At 49.5% G+C, this 18,253-nt stretch carries 15 protein-coding genes and 1 tRNA gene; 3 read left to right on the top strand and 13 right to left on the bottom strand.

The window, feature by feature from the left end; all coding sequences use genetic code 11:
* Positions 1 to 48 precede the first annotated feature (48 nt).
* The 13 genes from AC9UES_RS02590 to rsmI all read right to left on the bottom strand — a co-directional run bounded on the left by AC9UES_RS02590 (position 49) and on the right by rsmI (position 15,377).
* Positions 49 to 738 (bottom strand): nucleoside triphosphate pyrophosphohydrolase, encoded by a 690-nt coding sequence (locus AC9UES_RS02590; RefSeq protein WP_509526531.1) that lies wholly within the window; start codon positions 736 to 738, stop codon positions 49 to 51.
* Positions 731 to 4,273: a transcription-repair coupling factor gene (gene mfd, locus AC9UES_RS02585; protein WP_509526529.1), complete on the bottom strand. Its 3,543-nt coding sequence runs from the start codon at positions 4,271 to 4,273 to the stop codon at positions 731 to 733. The genes AC9UES_RS02590 and mfd overlap by 8 nt, the downstream gene beginning before the upstream one ends.
* Positions 4,274 to 4,294: 21 nt before the next feature.
* Positions 4,295 to 4,876 carry an aminoacyl-tRNA hydrolase gene (gene pth, locus AC9UES_RS02580; protein WP_509526598.1) on the bottom strand — a complete coding sequence of 194 codons (582 nt, stop codon included), beginning with the start codon at positions 4,874 to 4,876 and terminating at the stop codon, positions 4,295 to 4,297.
* Positions 4,869 to 5,486, bottom strand: coding sequence for a 50S ribosomal protein L25/general stress protein Ctc (locus AC9UES_RS02575; protein WP_509526526.1), 618 nt, complete (start codon positions 5,484 to 5,486; stop codon positions 4,869 to 4,871). Before AC9UES_RS02575 ends, pth begins: the two co-directional genes overlap by 8 nt.
* Positions 5,487 to 5,667: 181 nt before the next feature.
* Positions 5,668 to 6,642 carry a ribose-phosphate diphosphokinase gene (locus AC9UES_RS02570; protein ID WP_509526523.1) on the bottom strand — a complete coding sequence of 325 codons (975 nt, stop codon included), beginning with the start codon at positions 6,640 to 6,642 and terminating at the stop codon, positions 5,668 to 5,670.
* A 17-nt stretch (positions 6,643 to 6,659) separates the two neighbouring features.
* On the bottom strand, positions 6,660 to 8,039 hold the full coding sequence (glmU, locus tag AC9UES_RS02565) for a bifunctional UDP-N-acetylglucosamine diphosphorylase/glucosamine-1-phosphate N-acetyltransferase GlmU (protein ID WP_509526520.1): 1,380 nt from the start codon (positions 8,037 to 8,039) through the stop codon (positions 6,660 to 6,662).
* Positions 8,040 to 8,066: 27 nt separating this feature from the next.
* A tRNA-Gln gene (locus tag AC9UES_RS02560) sits at positions 8,067 to 8,138 on the bottom strand.
* A gap of 53 nt (positions 8,139 to 8,191) precedes the next feature.
* Positions 8,192 to 9,955, bottom strand: coding sequence for an ABC-F family ATP-binding cassette domain-containing protein (locus AC9UES_RS02555; RefSeq protein ID WP_509526517.1), 1,764 nt, complete (start codon positions 9,953 to 9,955; stop codon positions 8,192 to 8,194).
* Entirely contained in the window at positions 9,956 to 11,212 is a 1,257-nt protein-coding gene (locus AC9UES_RS02550; RefSeq protein ID WP_509526514.1) for a 4-(cytidine 5'-diphospho)-2-C-methyl-D-erythritol kinase, read from the bottom strand.
* Entirely contained in the window at positions 11,209 to 12,039 is an 831-nt protein-coding gene (gene rsmA, locus AC9UES_RS02545) for a 16S rRNA (adenine(1518)-N(6)/adenine(1519)-N(6))-dimethyltransferase RsmA (protein ID WP_509526512.1), read from the bottom strand. Before rsmA ends, AC9UES_RS02550 begins: the two co-directional genes overlap by 4 nt.
* Complete coding sequence (locus tag AC9UES_RS02540; protein ID WP_509526509.1) at positions 12,039 to 12,929, bottom strand: TatD family hydrolase; 891 nt, start codon at positions 12,927 to 12,929, stop codon at positions 12,039 to 12,041. The genes rsmA and AC9UES_RS02540 overlap by 1 nt, the downstream gene beginning before the upstream one ends.
* Before the next feature lie 8 nt (positions 12,930 to 12,937).
* Positions 12,938 to 14,536, bottom strand: coding sequence for a methionine--tRNA ligase (gene metG / locus AC9UES_RS02535; RefSeq protein WP_509526507.1), 1,599 nt, complete (start codon positions 14,534 to 14,536; stop codon positions 12,938 to 12,940).
* A 19-nt stretch (positions 14,537 to 14,555) separates the two neighbouring features.
* Positions 14,556 to 15,377 carry a 16S rRNA (cytidine(1402)-2'-O)-methyltransferase gene (gene rsmI / locus AC9UES_RS02530; protein ID WP_509526504.1) on the bottom strand — a complete coding sequence of 274 codons (822 nt, stop codon included), beginning with the start codon at positions 15,375 to 15,377 and terminating at the stop codon, positions 14,556 to 14,558.
* A gap of 49 nt (positions 15,378 to 15,426) precedes the next feature.
* Here rsmI and AC9UES_RS02525 point away from each other — a divergent pair, with 49 nt between their 5' ends.
* The 3 genes from AC9UES_RS02525 to AC9UES_RS02515 all read left to right on the top strand — a co-directional run.
* Complete coding sequence (locus tag AC9UES_RS02525; RefSeq protein WP_509526501.1) at positions 15,427 to 16,911, top strand: dolichyl-phosphate-mannose--protein mannosyltransferase; 1,485 nt, start codon at positions 15,427 to 15,429, stop codon at positions 16,909 to 16,911.
* Positions 16,912 to 16,934: 23 nt separating this feature from the next.
* Complete coding sequence (locus AC9UES_RS02520) at positions 16,935 to 17,216, top strand: YciI family protein (RefSeq protein WP_509526498.1); 282 nt, start codon at positions 16,935 to 16,937, stop codon at positions 17,214 to 17,216.
* Between the two features lie 675 nt (positions 17,217 to 17,891).
* Positions 17,892 to 18,253, top strand: a 362-nt coding sequence (locus AC9UES_RS02515; RefSeq protein WP_509526495.1) for an NAD-dependent epimerase/dehydratase family protein, incomplete at its 3' end; no start/stop codon positions are given.

Genomic DNA, 18,253 nt, shown 5'->3' with positions numbered 1-18,253 from the left:
TCTGGCAGACCAGAGCAAAAAACTTGCGTTAGCAAGCTAGTGCTTTGACTATCTACCTATTACCCCAGCGTCAAAGTCATCGCTTAGTTCAAACTGCCTGATCTCAACTTCTAACTCCCTCACGCTTTCGCGCAGTGCTCGCTCTGCATCGAGACCCTTGGATTTTGCAGCCAAGACTAGGGCGAGAAGCAAGGCTCCCAGCTGATCTTCATCGGACATCTCAATCGATCCTGGCTCCTCGGTTCCCAGCACCCCAAGCGATTGGGCTTTGCCAATTACCTTGTCTGCAAGCATCAAAGAAGGCAAGGCTTTGGGAATGCCATCCAACACGCTTTCACGCTCGGGCTTCTCGCGCTGTTTGTGCGCCTCCCAGTTCAGCATTACTTCTTCGCCGCTGTTGGCTTTGTAACGCTCAAGTTCTTCGGGTGTTCCAAATACGTGGGGGTGACGCCCCTTCATTTTCTTTGTGGAAAGCGCTGCAACGTCTTGAATGGTAAAGCTCTCCCCCAAAGATCCAGACTGAGCAAGGTCGGAATGAAAGATTACTTGATATAAAACATCACCTAGTTCTTCCAGAATTTGATCGCGGTTTCCTGACTCAATTGCCTCTACCAGCTCATAGCTTTCTTCAATCAAGTACTTGGTCAGTGATTGATGAGTTTGCTCGGCATCCCAAGGGCAGCCCCCTGGAGCTCGCAGTTTATTCGCTGTTGCAATTAGCTCGTCGAGGTTAGTCATTTACTTCCACTTCCTTTTGAATTGCGGCTATGTCTTGGAAAACTTTGTGTGTGAAATCAATTAAGGCTTGGCTGGTTGAAGTGCCGGCGTCAATCGCAGCAGGAATTGGAATCTGAAGAATTCTTGCTGATTGCAAATACTTTAGCCCCTGATAGCTTCGAGACAGCTTCACCTGAATAGATTCGGTCATCTCAACAGGCTGGATGCGCATCATGTTTGAAAGCAGATTCACATCTTTGAGGCCTAAGCGATTGGCAATTTGCCGAAGCTCGGTCACAAGAATGAGGTTCCTAACTTGTTCAGGTGCGGGACCATAGCGATCTTCTAATTCGGCGAGTATCGCCTGAAGTGTTTCCGTAGTTCCCGTTTCCCCAGAAGCAGCCGAGAGCTTGTGATATGCCTCGAGCCTGAGACGTTCACTGTCTAGGTAGGTGTGAGGAATGTGCGCATCAATAGGGATTTCAAGCTTTAGCTCCGCCGGGGAATCGATCTTTATTCCCTTGAAGTCAGCCACCGCCTCACCGATCATTCGAAGATATAAATCAAAGCCGACTCCGGCGATATGACCAGACTGCTCCCCACCAAGTAAGTTTCCAGCACCGCGAATCTCAAGATCTTTCAGCGCCACCTGGATTCCAGCCCCCAGCTCATTGTTTTGAGCAATGGTAGCTAGGCGGTCATGCGATGTTTCACTAAGTGGTTTACTCGGGTCATAGAAGAAGTATGCGTAGGCACGCTCTCTAGAACGCCCAACCCTACCTCTGATTTGATGCAACTGAGAAAGCCCAAAGTGTTCTGCTCGGTCAATGATCAAAGTGTTTGCATTAGGAATGTCGATTCCAGTTTCGATGATTGTGGTTGAAACCAAGATGTCAAACTTCTTCTCCCAGAAATCAACGACCACCTGTTCTAGTGCCGCCTCGGGCATTTGCCCGTGAGCAACCGCAATTCTTGCTTCTGGAACCAACTTGGCAAGATCGTTAGCAGTTTTCTCGATTGTCGCAACCCTGTTGTGAACAAAGAACACTTGACCCTCGCGAATTAACTCTCGCCTAATCGCTGCCGCTACTTGCTTCTCGCTGTAGCCACCAATAAAGGTAAGGATCGGGTGGCGATCTTCTGGAGGGGTAGCCAGGGTGGACATTTCTCTGATTCCGGTGATTGCCATTTCCAGAGTTCTTGGAATAGGAGTTGCGCTCATGGCAAGAATGTCAACGTTGGTCTTTAGGGCTTTTAGTTTCTCTTTGTGCTCAACACCAAAGCGCTGTTCTTCGTCGATGATAATCAATCCAAGATTACGGAACTTGACGCTGTCAGAAAGCAATCTGTGGGTTCCAATCACCATGTCTACCTCACCGGTTGCTAAACCTGCAATGGTTTCGCGAACTTCTTTGCCGGTTTGAAAACGAGATAGCGATTTCACATTCACCGGAAATCCAGAGAACCTGTCCATGACGGTGTCGGTGTGCTGCCTGGCGAGCAAGGTTGTTGGCACGAGCATGACAACTTGCTTGCCATCCTGGATGGCCTTGAAAGCAGCTCTAATGGCAACTTCTGTCTTGCCGTATCCCACATCCCCTGCTAGCAATCGGTCCATAGGAATAGGCTTTTCCATGTCAGCTTTTACTTCTTCTATCGTGGTGAGCTGGTCCGGGGTCTCCTGGAAAGCAAAAGCCTCTTCGAGCTCATGTTGCCAAGGGGTATCCGAAGCAAAAGCGTGTCCGACAGAGTTCATCCTGGCCGAATAAAGCTTCACAAGATCAATGGCAATCTTTCGAACTGCCTTTCTGGCATTACCTTTCGCACGTGCCCAATCGGAACCTCCGAGCTTTGAAATAACTGGCGCTTCCGCGCCAACATACCGGGTGAGCATATCCAGCTGATCGGTTGGAACAAAGAGGGTGTCCTCTGGATAACCGCGCTTGGAAGAGGCGTATTCGATCAGCAAGTATTCCCTTTGATGAACCCTGGCTCCAATGCCGCTGGTTCTTTGGATCAGCTCCTTGAATCTGCCAATGCCGTGAATCTCGTGAACCACGTAGTCACCGGACTTGAGAGTTAGTGGATCAACTGCTTGACCTCTTTTGACAGCAAGTTTTCTAGCCTGCGGAGCGGAGTATGAGCTCTTAGAGTAAAACTCCAGTTGAGTAAGGACCGTGAGCTTTGCAGCTTCTGAAACTAGACCCTTTCTCATTTGAGACTGAATCAAATAAACGGTGTTTGGTTTTGGTTCGCCAGGAATAGTGTCCGTGAGCACGGCGTTTGCTCCTGCTTGAACAAGAACTTCTTTGAGTCTTTCGTTCGTGCCCAAGCCTTCGGACGAGATCACTACAAGGTGCTTCTGCCCAAGTTGATCCAACACCCACTCAAGTGCTGAGGTGTCGAGTCCTTTAAAGTTTGGAACTTCTAAAATTCCCAGATTCACAACTTCTTCGGAATCAAGCCCGAACGGAGAGATGGTAATTACCTGAAACTCGGAAAACTTTTGAGTGAAGCTAACAAAGTCAATGAAACCGCCGCCGGAAAGATCGATCGGTGCAGATGCGCCATCCATCGCTGCGTCCCACGCAGCGTGCAAGAACTCCTCGTTGGTCTCAACCAGGCTGGCGGCTCTTGCTGCCGCCTTCTCGGGAGATAACACAACAACCGACAAGCTCTTTGGAAGGTAGTCAAAGATTGAGACCATACCATCAGCTAGCGCTGGGGCTAGCGACTCCATACCCTCAACTGGGATACCCAACGAGATTTTTTCCAGCATCGCTGAAAGGTTTGGAAACTCGTGCATCATCTCTCGAGCCTTGGAAGCCACGTTTGGTGTGATCACCAGCTCACGAGCCGGAAACAAGGTAACCGATTCAAGTTTGACCGCAGATGATCTCTGATCAGAAACTGAGAACTCCCGGATTTCTTCTAGCTCGTCACCGAAAAACTCCAGGCGCGCTGCGTGCTCCGCGGTGGTTGGAAAGATATCAAGAATTCCACCTCGCACGGCAAACTCTCCGCGCTTGGAGACCATGTCGACTCTTTGGTAGGCCTGCTCCACCAGTTTTAGGGAAAGTTCAGGTAGTAGGTATTCTTTGCCAGCTACCAGTTCGAGAGGTGGAAATTTATCAAGCCCTGCAACCACGGGTTGAATAGCTGCTCGAATTGAAACGATGAGGTAAACGGGATCTTTTGGCTTTTCCTTGTTGATTTGAGAAAGCCGGTTGATTGCTTGAAGACGCTGACCAACTGTTTCAGGGCTCGGGCTCAATCTTTCATGCGGAAGTGTCTCCCAAGAGGGAAACAGAAGTATTTCACTTTCTGGTTCTAGAAAGCGAAGATCTCTTTCTAGATCTTCGGCCTCGCGACCGGTGGCGACGATAATCAATTGCAGAGCTGGGGTGGTTTCCTGCAGTTCTGTAATCAAACTAAGAACAAAAGGGTTGGCAGCTTGCGGTGCCACTATTTCGATTCTCTTGTTTTTGAGGTTTGATTGGAGTTTTGCAACCGGGTAGCCCTGGCCCAGGCGCGCGACTAGGCCGTGATTTAGCACAAGTCCTAGTGTAAGCGCGGACTAGTCAGCTGGTGAATGGTATTTATCTTGGGCCGAAACTAGGCCGTTGCCCACAATTTCTGCCACAGCATCGGCTGCTATTTCTAGCGTGGTCTTGAATTCAGCGAGGTCATTCGCTGAGAAATTCTTCAGCACGTAATCAGCGGCATCCATTGATCCGGGGGGTCTACCAATACCTAGTCTCACCCGAATAAAATCTTTCGAGTCGATAGCCGAAATGATGTCTCTGATGCCGTTGTGTCCGCCGTGCCCGCCGCCCAGCTTCAGGCGAAAAGTTGTTGGGGGGATGTCTAGCTCATCGTGAGCCACGATTAGGTTCTCAGGCTCAATTTTGTAAAAACTCATCAGCGAGGAAGTTGGGCCACCAGATAGGTTCATGTAAGAAAGCGGCTTTGCCAAGATTAGCTTTGGCCCACCAATGATTTTGACCTCAGCCACCAAGGCGTTTGACTTATGTGCCTTAAAGGACTCTCCGTGCCTAGCGGCCAAGACATCCAATAGGACCTGGCCAACGTTATGGCGATTAAGTGCATAGTTGGGCCCGGGGTTCCCGAGCCCAACAACTAAAAAGGTGTTATTCAGCTTTGGCTTCCGGTGCCTTGGCGTCAGCTGCAGGTGCAGCAGCTTCTGCTACCACTGGCTCTTCATTCTTGCCGGCTGCTGTGATGATAACTGAAGCGATCAGAGCCTCTGGTTCTAGGTCAAGCTTTGCTCCAGCTGGAATCTTGATGTCCTTAGCCATTAGGTGGAATCCTGCGCCTTCTTTATTGAACACAGCTTCAACGTACTCAGGAATCGCAGTTGCATCAACCTCAAGCTTTAAGCTTTTGTGCTCTAGATCGATAGTTGTTCCAGAAAGTGATTCACCCACGATGTGAACTGGCACCTCAACGTGCACTCGCTCACCCTTCTTGATTTCCATCAAGTCGATGTGTTCAATTACATGAGTAACAACGTCTTTGGTTGCAGATTTCACCAAAACCAACTGAGCTGATCCTGCGATGTCTAGGTCAATAAGAGCGTTCTTGTGACGAAGCACCAAAGCGATCTCATGCGCTGGCAAAGTGATGTGTCTTGGATCGGATCCGTGTCCGTAAATAACCGCTGGAGTTTTTCCGGCGGCGCGAAGCTTGCGAGCAGCACCTTTACCAAAGTTGGTACGAAGCTCTGCTATTAATTTATTTTCTGCCATGTTTGGTGTCCTTAATGTTTAGGCAAGTCCAATAAGGACCTGTTGAATCTTTTTCTACTCAAGCGTTTGACGCGAGGATCTGGGAACTTGCCCTTAGAAACCCCGTCGATTACGGTTTCTAAAAGAAACCCTCGCCGTTGTTATCTCTAACTTTAGCCGCCCGTAGGGCGAGAATCAAACCCTAGGATTGGCCAGGAAACAGTGAAGTAACCGAGTCTTCGCCAAAAACAGCTCTAATGGCTTTAGAAATCAATGGGGCGATTGACAATACCGTTAGCTTCGCAAATTCCTTCTCTGGAGGAATTGGCAAGGTGTTGGTCACAATCACATGATCAATTGCGTCGTCCGATAGGCGCTCAACCGCAGTTCCTGAGAAGACCGCGTGGGTGGCTGCAACGATAACTGTCTTGGCCCCGTTGGCCTTTAGGGCCTGGGCGGCAGCCACAATGGTGCCTCCGGTGTCAACCATGTCGTCCACCAGCACGCAGGTTCTGCCCTCTACTTCTCCAACTAGCTCATGAACTGAAACCTTGTTTGGAACATTTGGATCGCGACGCTTGTGAATAATGGCAAGCGGTGCTCCGAGGCGATCTGCCCAGATGTCGGCAACTCTTACACGACCTGAGTCAGGTGAGACAACAGTTAGCGGATCCTTGCCCCACTTTTCTTTTACGTAATCGGCCAGCATTGGAAGTCCCCAAAGATGATCTACTGGTCCATCAAAGAATCCTTGGATTTGCGGGCTATGTAAATCAACAGACATCACCCGGTCGGCACCAGCAACCTTGAACAAATCAGTTACCAATCTTGCAGAGATTGGCTCGCGACCCTTGTGCTTCTTGTCTTGTCTTGCGTAAGGAAAGAACGGTGCCACGACTGTAATTCTCTTTGCGCTAGCTCTTTTCAGAGCATCAACCATCAATAGCTGCTCCATGAGCCAGTGATTAATCGGAGCAGGGTGGGACTGAATAACGAAAGCATCTACGCCTCGAACGCTTTCTTCGAAACGAACAAATGTTTCACCATTTGCAAAATCGTAAGCTGTGGTAGGAACTAGCGTGGTTCCCAGTAGGTTTGCAACTTCCTCTGCGAGGGCGGGGTGAGCTCGACCGCTAACCAGAGCCAGTCTTTTTTCTCCAGTGGTCTTAATGGTCAACTGCGGGCTCCCGATTTCTATTTGTCGTTGCTTTTTGCGGCTGCTTCAGAAGATTTAGTACCCGGCCTTTTCGAAATGACCCAGTCAGCTATGTTTCGCTGTGGTGCAACAGTCATTCCAAGGTCTCCAGGTGCTACGTCTTTTCTTACTACTGTTCCGGCAGCGGTATACGCTCCATCTCCAATCGTAATGGGCGCTACAAAAACGTTGTGCGAGCCGGATCTAACGTGTGATCCAATTCTTGAGGTGCTCTTGTTTACACCGTCAAAGTTGGCAAAGATGGTGCCGGCACCGATGTTGGAGTACTCGCCAATCTCAGCATCCCCGACATAAGAAAGGTGAGGGACCTTTGAGCCACGGCCGATCTGGGCGTTCTTGGTCTCAACGAAGGAGCCAATCTTGCCCTCGGGACCTAAGTTGGTTCCCTTACGGAGATAGGAAAACGGACCTACTTTGGCGCTTTCCTGGACAGTGCTACTTTCAATAACCACGTCGGGTCCAATCTCGGCCATCGGCCCAATCTTGGTAGCTCCGCGAAGATGTGTTCCGGGGTGTAATACCGCGTCCTGGCCAATTGAAACCTCGACATCAATCCAAGTGGTGTCTGGATCCAAGATGGTGACTCCAGCAAGCTGCCAACCGCGACAAATTCGGGCGTTTAGCTCTTTTGCTACTTCTGAAAGCTGACTGCGGTCATTGATTCCATGAACTAACCAGTTGTCGGCAACGATCTGGGCGACCACGGTGTGGTTGTCTTCCACAAGAAGTGCCGCTACATCCGTTAGATACTTCTCACCCTGTGCGTTGTGGGAATCCAGATGAGACAATCCTTGCCTTAGGTGAGCAACGTCAAAAACATACACGCCAGCGTTGATTTCCTTAATCGCGGCTTCTTCTTCAGAAGCATCGAGTTGCTCAACTATTTTGGCGACGTTGCCTTCTTTAGAACGGATGATTCTGCCGTATCCGGAAGGGTCATCGACAATCGCGGTCAAAATAGTTGCCGATGCTTTACTCGAGCGATGCGAATCAACAAGTGCGCTTAGGGTATCTAGATCCATAAGCGGAACGTCACCGCTTACTACCAATACGTCACCATCAAAGTCTTTTGGAATTTTTGCGAGGCTCACTTCGACTGCACGACCGGTTCCGGCGATGTCATCTTGCTCGACCAGGATGGCTTTGGGGAAATTAGCTTCCAGATACTCGGAGAGAAGTTCTTTCTTGTGACGCAATACAACATAGACACCCTCGGACTCCAAGGCTGAAACGGTGGAAACAACATGTCCCAAGAGCGGCTTGCCGGCCAGTTCGTGCATGACTTTCGGGGTATTGGAAACCATCCTGGTTCCATTACCTGCCGCCAGCACTACGCAAGCTAGTTGCCTAGTAGACATCTTCATCTCCCGATCGCTTCACTTGTGCTCCGCCCTCAGGATTCGAACCTGAACTAAACGGCTCCAAAGGCCGCCGTGCTGCCGTTACACTAGGGCGGATCGTAACCCGAAGCACTGATTACTTAGCAAGTCTGCCAGAAAACAAGGTCGTCTCAGGCGAGATTCTCGCTTTCAGTAAGCCACTGAGATTCCAGCAATTGCTTGTCTTTAGCCACTTCTTGGGCCCGCAAGGCAATGGCAGCCAATCCTTCGTGATCTAGAGGGTCATGACTCTGTAGCTTGAGCCCAAGCTCTGTTTCTTCAGCGTCTAGCTTCTCGATGGCCCGCTCGAGTTTCTGTATGGCTTTTTGGCTGGCTCTAAGCTCGGCTCCCGAGACCTTTGGCGCTGTCTGTTGGCTTTCGGCCTTGCCTGCCGCACCTCGAAGCTCAAGATACTGATCCACGCCCCGCGGCAAATGACGAAGCGCGCCATCACCGAGCAGTGCGTATTGCATGTCGGTCACCCGCTCAAGAAGGTACCTATCGTGACTGACAACAATAAGTGTTCCTGGCCAAGAATCAAGTAGGTCCTCCACCTGCGCCAGCATGTCAGTGTCCAAATCATTTGTTGGCTCATCCAGAATCAACAGGTTTGGCTCACCAAAGAGCAAACGAAGCAATTGAAGTCTTCTTTTTTGACCACCTGATAAATCAGAGACTGGAGTCTGCAGTTGCAAGCTAGTAAATCCAAGCTGCTCGATTAGTTGGGAAATACCAACCTCTTTTTTGTTCACCGTGAAGGTCTTTTTCTCGCGAGCAATAAGTTCAAATATTCTCTGGTCGCCAAATTCATCTAACTCCAAAACCTCTTGGCTTAGAATCGCCGGCACTACAGTTTTACCTAGCTTTACTTTTCCAAAAGTAGGTAGCAGCTGTCCAAGAATCAATCGAAGCAAGGTAGTCTTACCTGCGCCGTTTGGCCCCACCAGTCCAATTCGATCCCCTGGGCCCAATCTAAAAGTTATGTTGTTTAGAATTTGCTGCGAATCAATCTCGTAACTCAAATTTTCAATATCAAGAACATCCTTGCCGAGCCTGGTGGTAGCGAGCTTGGCAAGACTCACGCTGTCCCTAGGGGGTGGCTCATTTGCGATCAATTCATTAGCGGCATCGATTCGAAACTTTGGCTTGGTTGTTCTGGCTGGTGCTCCGCGTCTTAGCCAGGCCAGCTCTTTTCGAAGCAGGTTTTGTCTTCGAGATTCGCTTGCCGCTTGAGATCTAGCGCGCTCGTTTCGTTCCAGAATGTATGCGGCGTAGCCTCCGTCATAGATTTCGACTGTGCCATCGTGGACTTCCCAGGTGAGATTACAAACCTCGTCTAAGAACCAGCGGTCGTGAGTTACCACCAATAAGCCGCCGGTTGCCTTGCCCCAGCGAGTTTTTAGGTGCTGAGCAAGCCAGGCCACTCCCTCGATATCCAAGTGGTTAGTTGGCTCATCCAGCATCAAGATATCCCACTCCTTGGCTAACAAGGCAGCCAGGGCCACTCTTCTTCGCTGACCACCAGATAGCTCAGAAACTTTTTGGTTGAAGTCAAAGTCCTTTAGTAGGCCCTGAAAGATATCTCGGATCTTGGAGTTTCCGGCCCACTCGTGTTCAGGGGTGTCGCCAACTACCACATGAGAAATGGTTTCTGATGGCGCAAACTGATCGAACTGATCCAAGAGCCCAACGCGAACATCACCTCGCTTGGTGATTTGTCCAGAGTCCGGTTCTTGAATTCGAGCGAAGAGTTTTATTAGGGTTGATTTGCCGTCACCATTGCGTCCAACAATTCCTATTCGGTCACCGTCTTGCACGCCAATTGTCAGGTTCTCAAACACTCTGGTTGTTGCAAAGCTAAGGCGGATCTTCTCCGCCCCAAGAAGGTGAGCCAACTAGTTCTCCAGCCTGGTTCCGGAGTTTGACGTGTAAGTGACAAGACTTGGGTAACCAGCTGCTTTTAGTCGTGTGGCGATTTGTTCTGCATGAATTGCACTCTTGGCAAGGTGAGCAATTGTTGGACCAGAACCTGAAACCATTGAGCGAATCGAGCCTGCCTTTTGACCCGCCCGTAAAGTATCAGCAAGCTCTGGCAACATCGCAACAGCTGCGATCTCTAGATCGTTGTGCATCAACTTCGCTATCGCTTCTACATCCCCGAAAGCAATTGCCTCCAATAGTTCTTCAGGAACCTCTGGAGCCTCTAGGGCTGAGACATCTATTCCCTCGTTGATGCGCATGATATCCAGCTGACGATATACCTGAGGAGTTGAAAGCCCTGCTGGGTTGGGTGTCATAACCCAGTGCAGAGCAGGGCCATCGGCCACCTTGGAAAGCACTTCGCCTCTGCCAACACCAATAGCAGTTCCTCCCATAAGAGAGAAAGGAACATCGGAGCCAAGCTTGGACGCAGCTTCTGGAAGCTTCTCATCCAGTTTTGATCCGAAGAGTCTGTTTAGAGCAACCAGTGCGGCAGCGGCGTCGGCTGATCCACCAGCCATACCCCCAGCTATCGGGACGCTCTTGTGAATCACAAAGGAAACCTGGTCGGAGCCCATGGCTGAGCCAAGTTCCTTCAGCTCCTGACCTGCCCGATAGACCAGGTTTGTAGTGTCTTTTGGAACAAGTAGCTGGCTTTCTCGCTCAAAGGGGCCCGCAAAATCAATTGAGAAGCTACCAGTGAGCTCAACAAGTACTTTTTCACGAAGGTTTAATGCCTGATAACAACTTGCCACATCATGAAAGCCGTCTTTCAAAAACGCCCCAACGGCAAAGTAGACGTTGACCTTGCCAGGGCTTGAGGCAACGACAGTAGAAGGTGCGTTGAACCGTTTCTGGAGCATGGCAACAACTTCATTCCAGTACTTGATTTGGGCTTGTCCAAATTGGTTAGACGCTGTCCCGCTTATCACAAGCTCGAGCTCCGTAACGCTTAAGTTCCAGGGAGAAAGTGTTGCTACTGTTTTCTTTTCGCCATCAAAGGAGAAAACAATTTTGGACTGCTCCGATGCATTGACTACTCTGGGCGTCTCTGACTGGCCCCACGAAGATGGGTCTTTCAAGATGTTAAATGTTTGCCCTGAATTTCCTGAAAGAATTGCTACACCTACAAGTGTGGGCTCACTAGCGCGATGATCAGTTTCAAAAATCACTTCTGTTTTGCCACCTCAATAAAATCATCAATGCTCAGATCCTCTCCCCTGGCCTGAGGAGAAACTCCAGCCTTCACTAAAATCTGCTCTGCTTGATCAGGGGAACCCGCCCAACTAGAAAGAGCCTGCCGCAGAGTTTTCCTGCGCTGGGCAAAAGCTCCGTCTATAACTCTAAACACTTCTGCTCTAAGGGTTGTAGGTCGCGGTGTGCTGGACTTCTGGAAGTACACCAAAGAAGAGTCCACGTTTGGAACCGGCCAGAAGATGCTGCGGGAGACTACCCCGGCAGCCGTGGCCTTTCCGTACCAAGCCAGCTTCGCACTCGGTGACCCGTAGGTTTTTGAGCCTGGTCCTGCAACCAGGCGTGCTGCCACTTCTGCCTGCACCAAAACTAAGACTTTCGAAATCGAAGGGAAGCTTTCTAGGAAGTGAAGAATTACCGGAACTGAGATGTTGTATGGAAGATTAGCGACCAGTGCATCGGGCTCAAAATCTAGCTGAGTGACATTCATAGCGTCAGCGTGAAGAATCTGGCAGCTACTCTCGGGAGCCTTCTGCTTTAGGGTCAAATCGAGCCTATTGGCCAGCTTCTGATCGAACTCGATTGCTATCAACTGGTCCACTTTCTCAAGCAAGCCAAGGGTTAGTGAGCCAAGACCAGGTCCGATCTCAACTACTTTGTCTGAAGGGCCTAGCTGTGCGGCGGCCACTATTTTGCGAATCGTGTTTGGATCGATGACGAAGTTTTGGCCAAGTTTCTTGGTTGGTCGAAGATCCAATTCAGAAGCTAACGATCTGATTTCTCCGGCACCTAATAGTTCGACCACTAGCTATCCCAGGATCCATAAACGGCAACGGTGTTTTTCGCTAGCTGCCCGGAAAGCTCGTTGGCGTCCATGCCTAACTCGGCGGCCATGAATCGCACGGTGATTGGAACCAGGTACGGAGCGTTTGGTCTGCCACGCAGTGGCTCAGGCGTCAAAAACGGCGCATCCGTCTCCACAAGAATCAGGTCTTTGGGCATGTGTCTAAAAGAGTCTCGTAGGTGTTGATTTCTTTTGATAGTTATGTTCCCAGCAAAAGATGTGTACCAACCGTTGTCCTTGCAGATTTTCGCAAGTTCGATATCTCCCGAATAGCAGTGAAATACAACTTTCTCTGGAGCCCCAACTCTCTTTAGAGTCTCCACCACTTGCTCGTGCGCATCTCGATCGTGAATCTGAAGTGCAAGATCAAAGTCTTTGGCTATTTGAATGTGTCTTTCAAATGAATGCTGCTGAAAAGACTTTCCTTGTTCTGACTCAGTTCTAAAAAAGTCCAAACCGGTTTCACCAATTGCTCGAACTCTTTCTTGGCTGGCCAGAGCAGCGATGCCATCGATGTCCAAATCAAGAGCCTGCATGGTTTCATACCTGGCTGCTTCGTTTGGGTGAATAGCTACAGCAGCAAGCAACCTAGGATCAGTGGCAGCTACCTCAGCGCTCCATTTGGAGCTTTCCAGTGTTACACCAACTTGAACTGCACCTAGAATTCCAACCTGGTTTGCCAAAGCCAAGTGGTCTTGGTAATTCATCGGCTGATCGCCATCGGCGATCTCGAGGTGGGTGTGGTTATCGTAGGTGCCAACAAGAAGTGGTTCCGGTAGATCCGGATAGCTTAGCTTTTGTCTTGTTCCTTCAGCGTCTTTCAGCTGACGCTGTCTTAGGTGCTCGCTCACGGTAGGAACTAGTCCCGATCTTCTTGCTCAACCCTAGGAAACAACGACTCTAGTTCGTTGATCTTCTTGCCAGCTACCAGTTGATTCCAGCTGGCGGCTTCAAGCAAGGGTTGGGATTCTAGATCGCCGAGTTCGTGACCAATTGAGGCCCAAAGCTTGGCTGTTGCCTTTGGAATAAATGGCGTAAGCGCAACAGCCAAAGCCCTAAGGCCCTCTAAAGAGGTATACAAAATCGTGCCCAGACGGGCTCTGTTGGCCTCATCCTTGGCAAGAATCCAAGGCTCTTGCTCGGTCAGATAGACATTGAGCCCATCCACAAGCTCCCACATGGCAAGCAGTGCATCTTGGATAGCAACATCGTCCATAGCGGCATCGGCTTGGCGAATGCTCTTAGCTGCAGTTTCTTGAATCTTTCTATCTGCATCGGTTATCAATTTGGCTTCCGGGATTACTCCATCAAAGTATCGGTGCACCATTGCAACAACTCTTGAAGCGAGATTTCCAAAACCATTCGCGAGCTCCGCCTGGTAGCGCGCAGATAAATCTTCCCAGGAGAAGGATCCGTCTTGACCGAAACTTATTGCTTTCATGAAGTAGTAACGGAAAGCGTCAGATCCAAAAACATCTGTTATCTGAGTTGGGGCGATACCGGTGAGCTTGGATTTCGACATCTTTTCACCACCAACTAGTAGCCAACCGTGGGCAAAGACTTTCTCGGCAGGCTTTAGTTCCGCGGCCATAAGCATGGCGGGCCAAATGACAGCGTGGAATCTAAGGATATCTTTTCCAACCACTTGAACAGAAGCTGGCCAAAGCGAGTTCAACTTGTCTTTGTCTTCGCCGTAGCCAATAGCAGTTATGTAATTTAGCAGCGCATCAAACCAGACATAGATAACGTGATCTGTGTCCCAAGGGATATCGATTCCCCAATCGAATTTGTCCTTGGATCTGGAAATCGAAAGGTCAGTGAGCTCTCTGGATACAAATGAAATGACTTCGTTGCGGGCAGCTTCTGGCTGTATGAACTTTGGGTTCTGCTTGTAGTAATCAAGTAGCGGCTGTTGGAACTGACTCAACTTGAAAAAGTAGTTAGTTTCTTCAAGCCTTTCAACCGGCTTGGAATGAATTGCGCAAACCATCTTCTTGGCAAATTCACCGGTGCCTTCAACAAGGTCTGAATCGGTCTTGAACTCTTCACAGCCAACGCAGTAGTTACCCTCATAGGAGCCCTGGTAGATAAAACCTTTGTCGTAGAGGTTTTGTAAGAAGGTCTGGACGTTCTTTTTGTGCCTGGGCTCTGTGGTTCGAATAAAGTCCTGATTGTCGATATCCAGGGTCTCAAGCATTGGCAGCCAGGAATCGTGCACCAGCTTGTCTGCCCAAGCCTGTGGGGTCTGATTATTGGCGGTAGCGGTCCGAAGAATCTTCTCACCGTGTTCGTCGGTTCCAGTTAGTAGGAAGGAATTGCTCCCTTTTTGACGATGCCAGCGAGCCAGGACGTCGGCAGCTACCTCGGTGTAGGCATGGCCGATGTGAGGAGCGTCATTGACGTAGAAGATAGGGGTCGTGACGAAAAACGCTTTACCTGCTGGGCTCACACTGGACATGTCTACAAGCTTAACGGGGCTAACTTGAAGGCTTGCTCTTGAGAGCTAGGTCGTAAAGTTCCGATGTCGAAGCTCCGTATTCACTAGCAACAGCTCTTGCGGCGTCCTTTAGTGAACTTCCTTGCGCCCTCAGCTCCAGGACCTTGTCGACCAAGCCTTCTGGCGCTATCTGGGTTTGCTCGGCCCCAGCAACAACTAGCACCATTTCACCTTTTAGATCTTTGGCAAGATCTACTAGCTCTGCCAGCGTGCCTCTAAGGGTTTCCTCGAACTTCTTTGTTAGCTCTCTAGATAGTGAAGCTTTTCTGTCGCCACCAAAGACTGCTTCGGCGTCTTCTAGGGATTCGGTGATGCGGTGTGGGGATTCAAAGAAGATCATGGTCCTTGTCTCTGAAACTAATTTTTGAAAGTACTTTTTCCTCTCACCAGATTTTCTTGGAATGAATCCCTCAAAACTAAAGCGGTCGGTGGAAAGACCTGAAACAGCAAGGGCTGCAATAACCGACGATGGCCCTGGCACAACTTGTATTTCAACACCCTGCTCACTGCAGGCACGAACCAGCGCAAAGCCAGGGTCGCTGATTGTTGGCATTCCCGCATCGCTCACCAAAACTAAGTTTCCTGTTGCCGCTATTTCAACCAAGCGATCTAGTTTTTGTAATTCGTTTTGTTCATTCAGGCTTATGAGCTCTGCGGATAGTTTTATCCCAAGGTGATTGGCTAGCTTCAGTAAGGTTCTGGTGTCTTCGGCGGCAATCACCTGGGCCTGCTGCAAAGTGAGAACGAGCCTAGCCGAAGCGTCGCCTATGTTTCCAATGGGTGTTCCAGCCAGAATAAGCACCACTTCATTGTGTCAGATGCCAGGGCGCGGTCTTGATTAGCATGGGCGTATGACGAAGTTGTGGGGAAACAAAAAGGTCTTGGAATACCTTGGTTTCGTTTTCGTGCTCGCAATCGCTTCGCTAACCAGGTTCTGGAACCTCTCTTTCCCGCAAAAGCTGGTATTTGATGAAACCTATTACGTCAAGGACGCACTATCGCTTGCACGTGAGGGCCACGAGAAGAACTGGCCAGATGGTGCCAATGCTGTTTTCGAATCTGGAGATCTTTACTCGTACCTAGCTGACCCGGCTTTTGTGGTGCACCCGCCTTTTGGAAAGTGGTTGATCGCCTCCGGGATGTGGCTATTTGGTCCTGATAACGCAGCTGGCTGGCGAATCTCAACTGCCCTATTGGGCATAGCAACCGTGGCCCTACTCATGCTGGTTGCATACAAGCTCTTTCGCTCAACCAAGCTCGCCCTTGCGGCGGGATTCTTACTGGCGATAGATGGCATGGCGATCACCATGTCCCGCACTGCACTGCTAGATGCTCCCCTGACTTTTTTCCTGTTGCTAGGTTTCTTGTTTTTCCTGATTGACAACAAACAGTCCAGGCTCAGGATTGGTTATGCGATTCAAGAAGGTAAAAGTACTCTGGTTTGGTTTAGGCCATGGCTATTGCTAGCTGGATTGGCTCTTGGCGCCGCTAGCGCCATCAAGTGGTCTGGTCTCTATTTGTTGGCAGCAATTGGTTTGTATGTGGTGTTTTCAGAAATGTTACTGCGAAGGGACTCTGGCGAGAAGTCATGGGTTCGAACTGGGCTTTTGTCTCAAGGGTTAATTTCTTTTCTAAACCTTGTTCCAGTTGCAGCGGCTACCTACCTTGCAAGTTGGTTGGGTTGGATCAACTCAGCGGGTGGGTACTCAAGGAATTGGGCGGAAGAGAATTCCTTGCCAGGAATTTTTGGAGCCCTGCCTAGTTGGGCTCAATCGCTATGGAATTATCACGAGGTGATTTACAACTTCCATGTCAACTTGTCAGAAGATCACTCTTACCAATCTCACCCGATTACTTGGCTATTAGGTATTCGCCCAACTGCATTTTTCTATGAGACATACTCTGCTGGGCAAATGGGCTGCGAAAGTGATTCTTGCTCTTCGGCAATTACCGCTTTGGGTAATCCCCTGATTTGGGTTTTTGCAACTGCGGCACTTTTTTACCTTGTCTACCGGTACCTAAGAACTAGGGAAAGAGTAATTGGGCTGGTGTTGCTTGGCGTCGGGGCCTTGTATCTACCTTGGTTATTGATTCCCGAAAGAACTGTCTTTCAGTTCTACGCGGTTAGCTTTCTGCCGTGGATGATTCTCGGGCTGGTTCTAGTGATGCAGATTCTTTACCGAGCAATTGGCAACACCAAATTGGCCAGGGGTCTAGTTGTTGGATTCTTTGTTTTGGCTACCTTGGTTTCGATCTTTTTCTTGCCGGTGAACATCGGCCTGGTGGTGCCTTATGATCAGTGGCAGCTGAGAATGTGGCTCCCCAGCTGGATCTAAAACCGCCAAAGTAGGATTGAAAAATGCCCATCTTCGCAGTCACTTACCTTTACACAGCGCCCACCAACCAGATTGATGAAATTAGACCTATTCATAGGGCCTGGCTGTCAGAGCTTTTGGAACAAGAAGTTCTTCTAGCCTCTGGACCAATGTTGGATACACCTGAGGCGCTTCTTATCTTTAGAAGCGAATCGGCAGAGGAGCTTGCAAGGCTATTAGATAACGACCCTTTCGACATCGCCGGATGTATCGGATCTCGAACTATCCAAAGTTGGAATCCAGTATTTGGGCCTTTTGTTCCCTAAGTAACTTACTCAACCGAAATTATTAATTCCAACACCAAACTCAATAGGTTTTGGTTTTCTTGTTTGCTTTTTCCTACTTCTGCGCTTTCTGAAGTTTCAGCATCATCGGGATTAATCGACACGCCATAGAAAGTTGATGAACTATAGATAAATTCGGACTCCGAGTAAAGACTCCTGACCAGAAATTTACAGGTTTACTAATTGATTGGCATGCGTGGGAGTCACGTACTGGCGGGCTTTTTTGGTCGCTTTGCAACTAGAAACATGATCAGGCCGACACTGAAAATAACAAAGCCAATCGGCACGGTCAGCAAAATGAAGTATGCAATAGCCCCGCAGTAGTTCGGCATAGCACTGCATTCGGGACTTATGCGGACTTCAATCATTGCAACTATCATCGGAGCAAATGCAAGAATAGGGGCTAGGCACATGAGAACTATCGCGACTTTTTTACTTCTAGGTGCTGACTTGTCTGTCATTTGCCCCTAACCAAAGAGTTGCTAAATCAAACATCTGCGAATTGAACCCTAAAATCCTTGGTGCTTGCATCGACTGTAGCGTACCTGGAGGGACTCGAAGCCCCATCATATTGGCCCGCTTGGGGCTCTTGCATCTTCATGCTATTTCTATGAGAGTCTTTAACTGTCGGGCTTCAATCCATGAACTGGGGAAACTATGAGGGTTCTTATCTCGGGAGCAAGCGGTTTAGTAGGAACCGAGCTATACAGCCAACTAAAAGCAGCTGGTCACGAACCATTGAAGCTTGTGCGCCGTAAAGCCAAAGCAAGCGATGAGATCAGTTGGAATCCAGCTGACTTGGAACTTGACCCCGAGGTTATGGAATCAATTGACGCTGTAGTGAATTTAGCTGGTGCAACTACCGGGCGCATCCCCTGGACCAGAAGATACCAGCGGGAAATAGTGGACTCGAGAATCAACTCGACCAAGACCCTGGTTGCTGCAATAAACGCGGCCAAGAAACCACCGAAGGTTCTAGTTAGCGGATCGGCATCAGGCTTTTACGGCGAAGGTGGCAC

Origin of the sequence: Rhodoluna sp. (assembly GCF_044232805.1) — a bacterium.
Taxonomy (GTDB): Bacteria; Actinomycetota; Actinomycetes; order Actinomycetales; family Microbacteriaceae; genus Rhodoluna.
The sequence above is the reverse complement of the archived record's forward strand: the minus strand, read 5'-3'. Positions and strand labels throughout refer to the sequence as shown.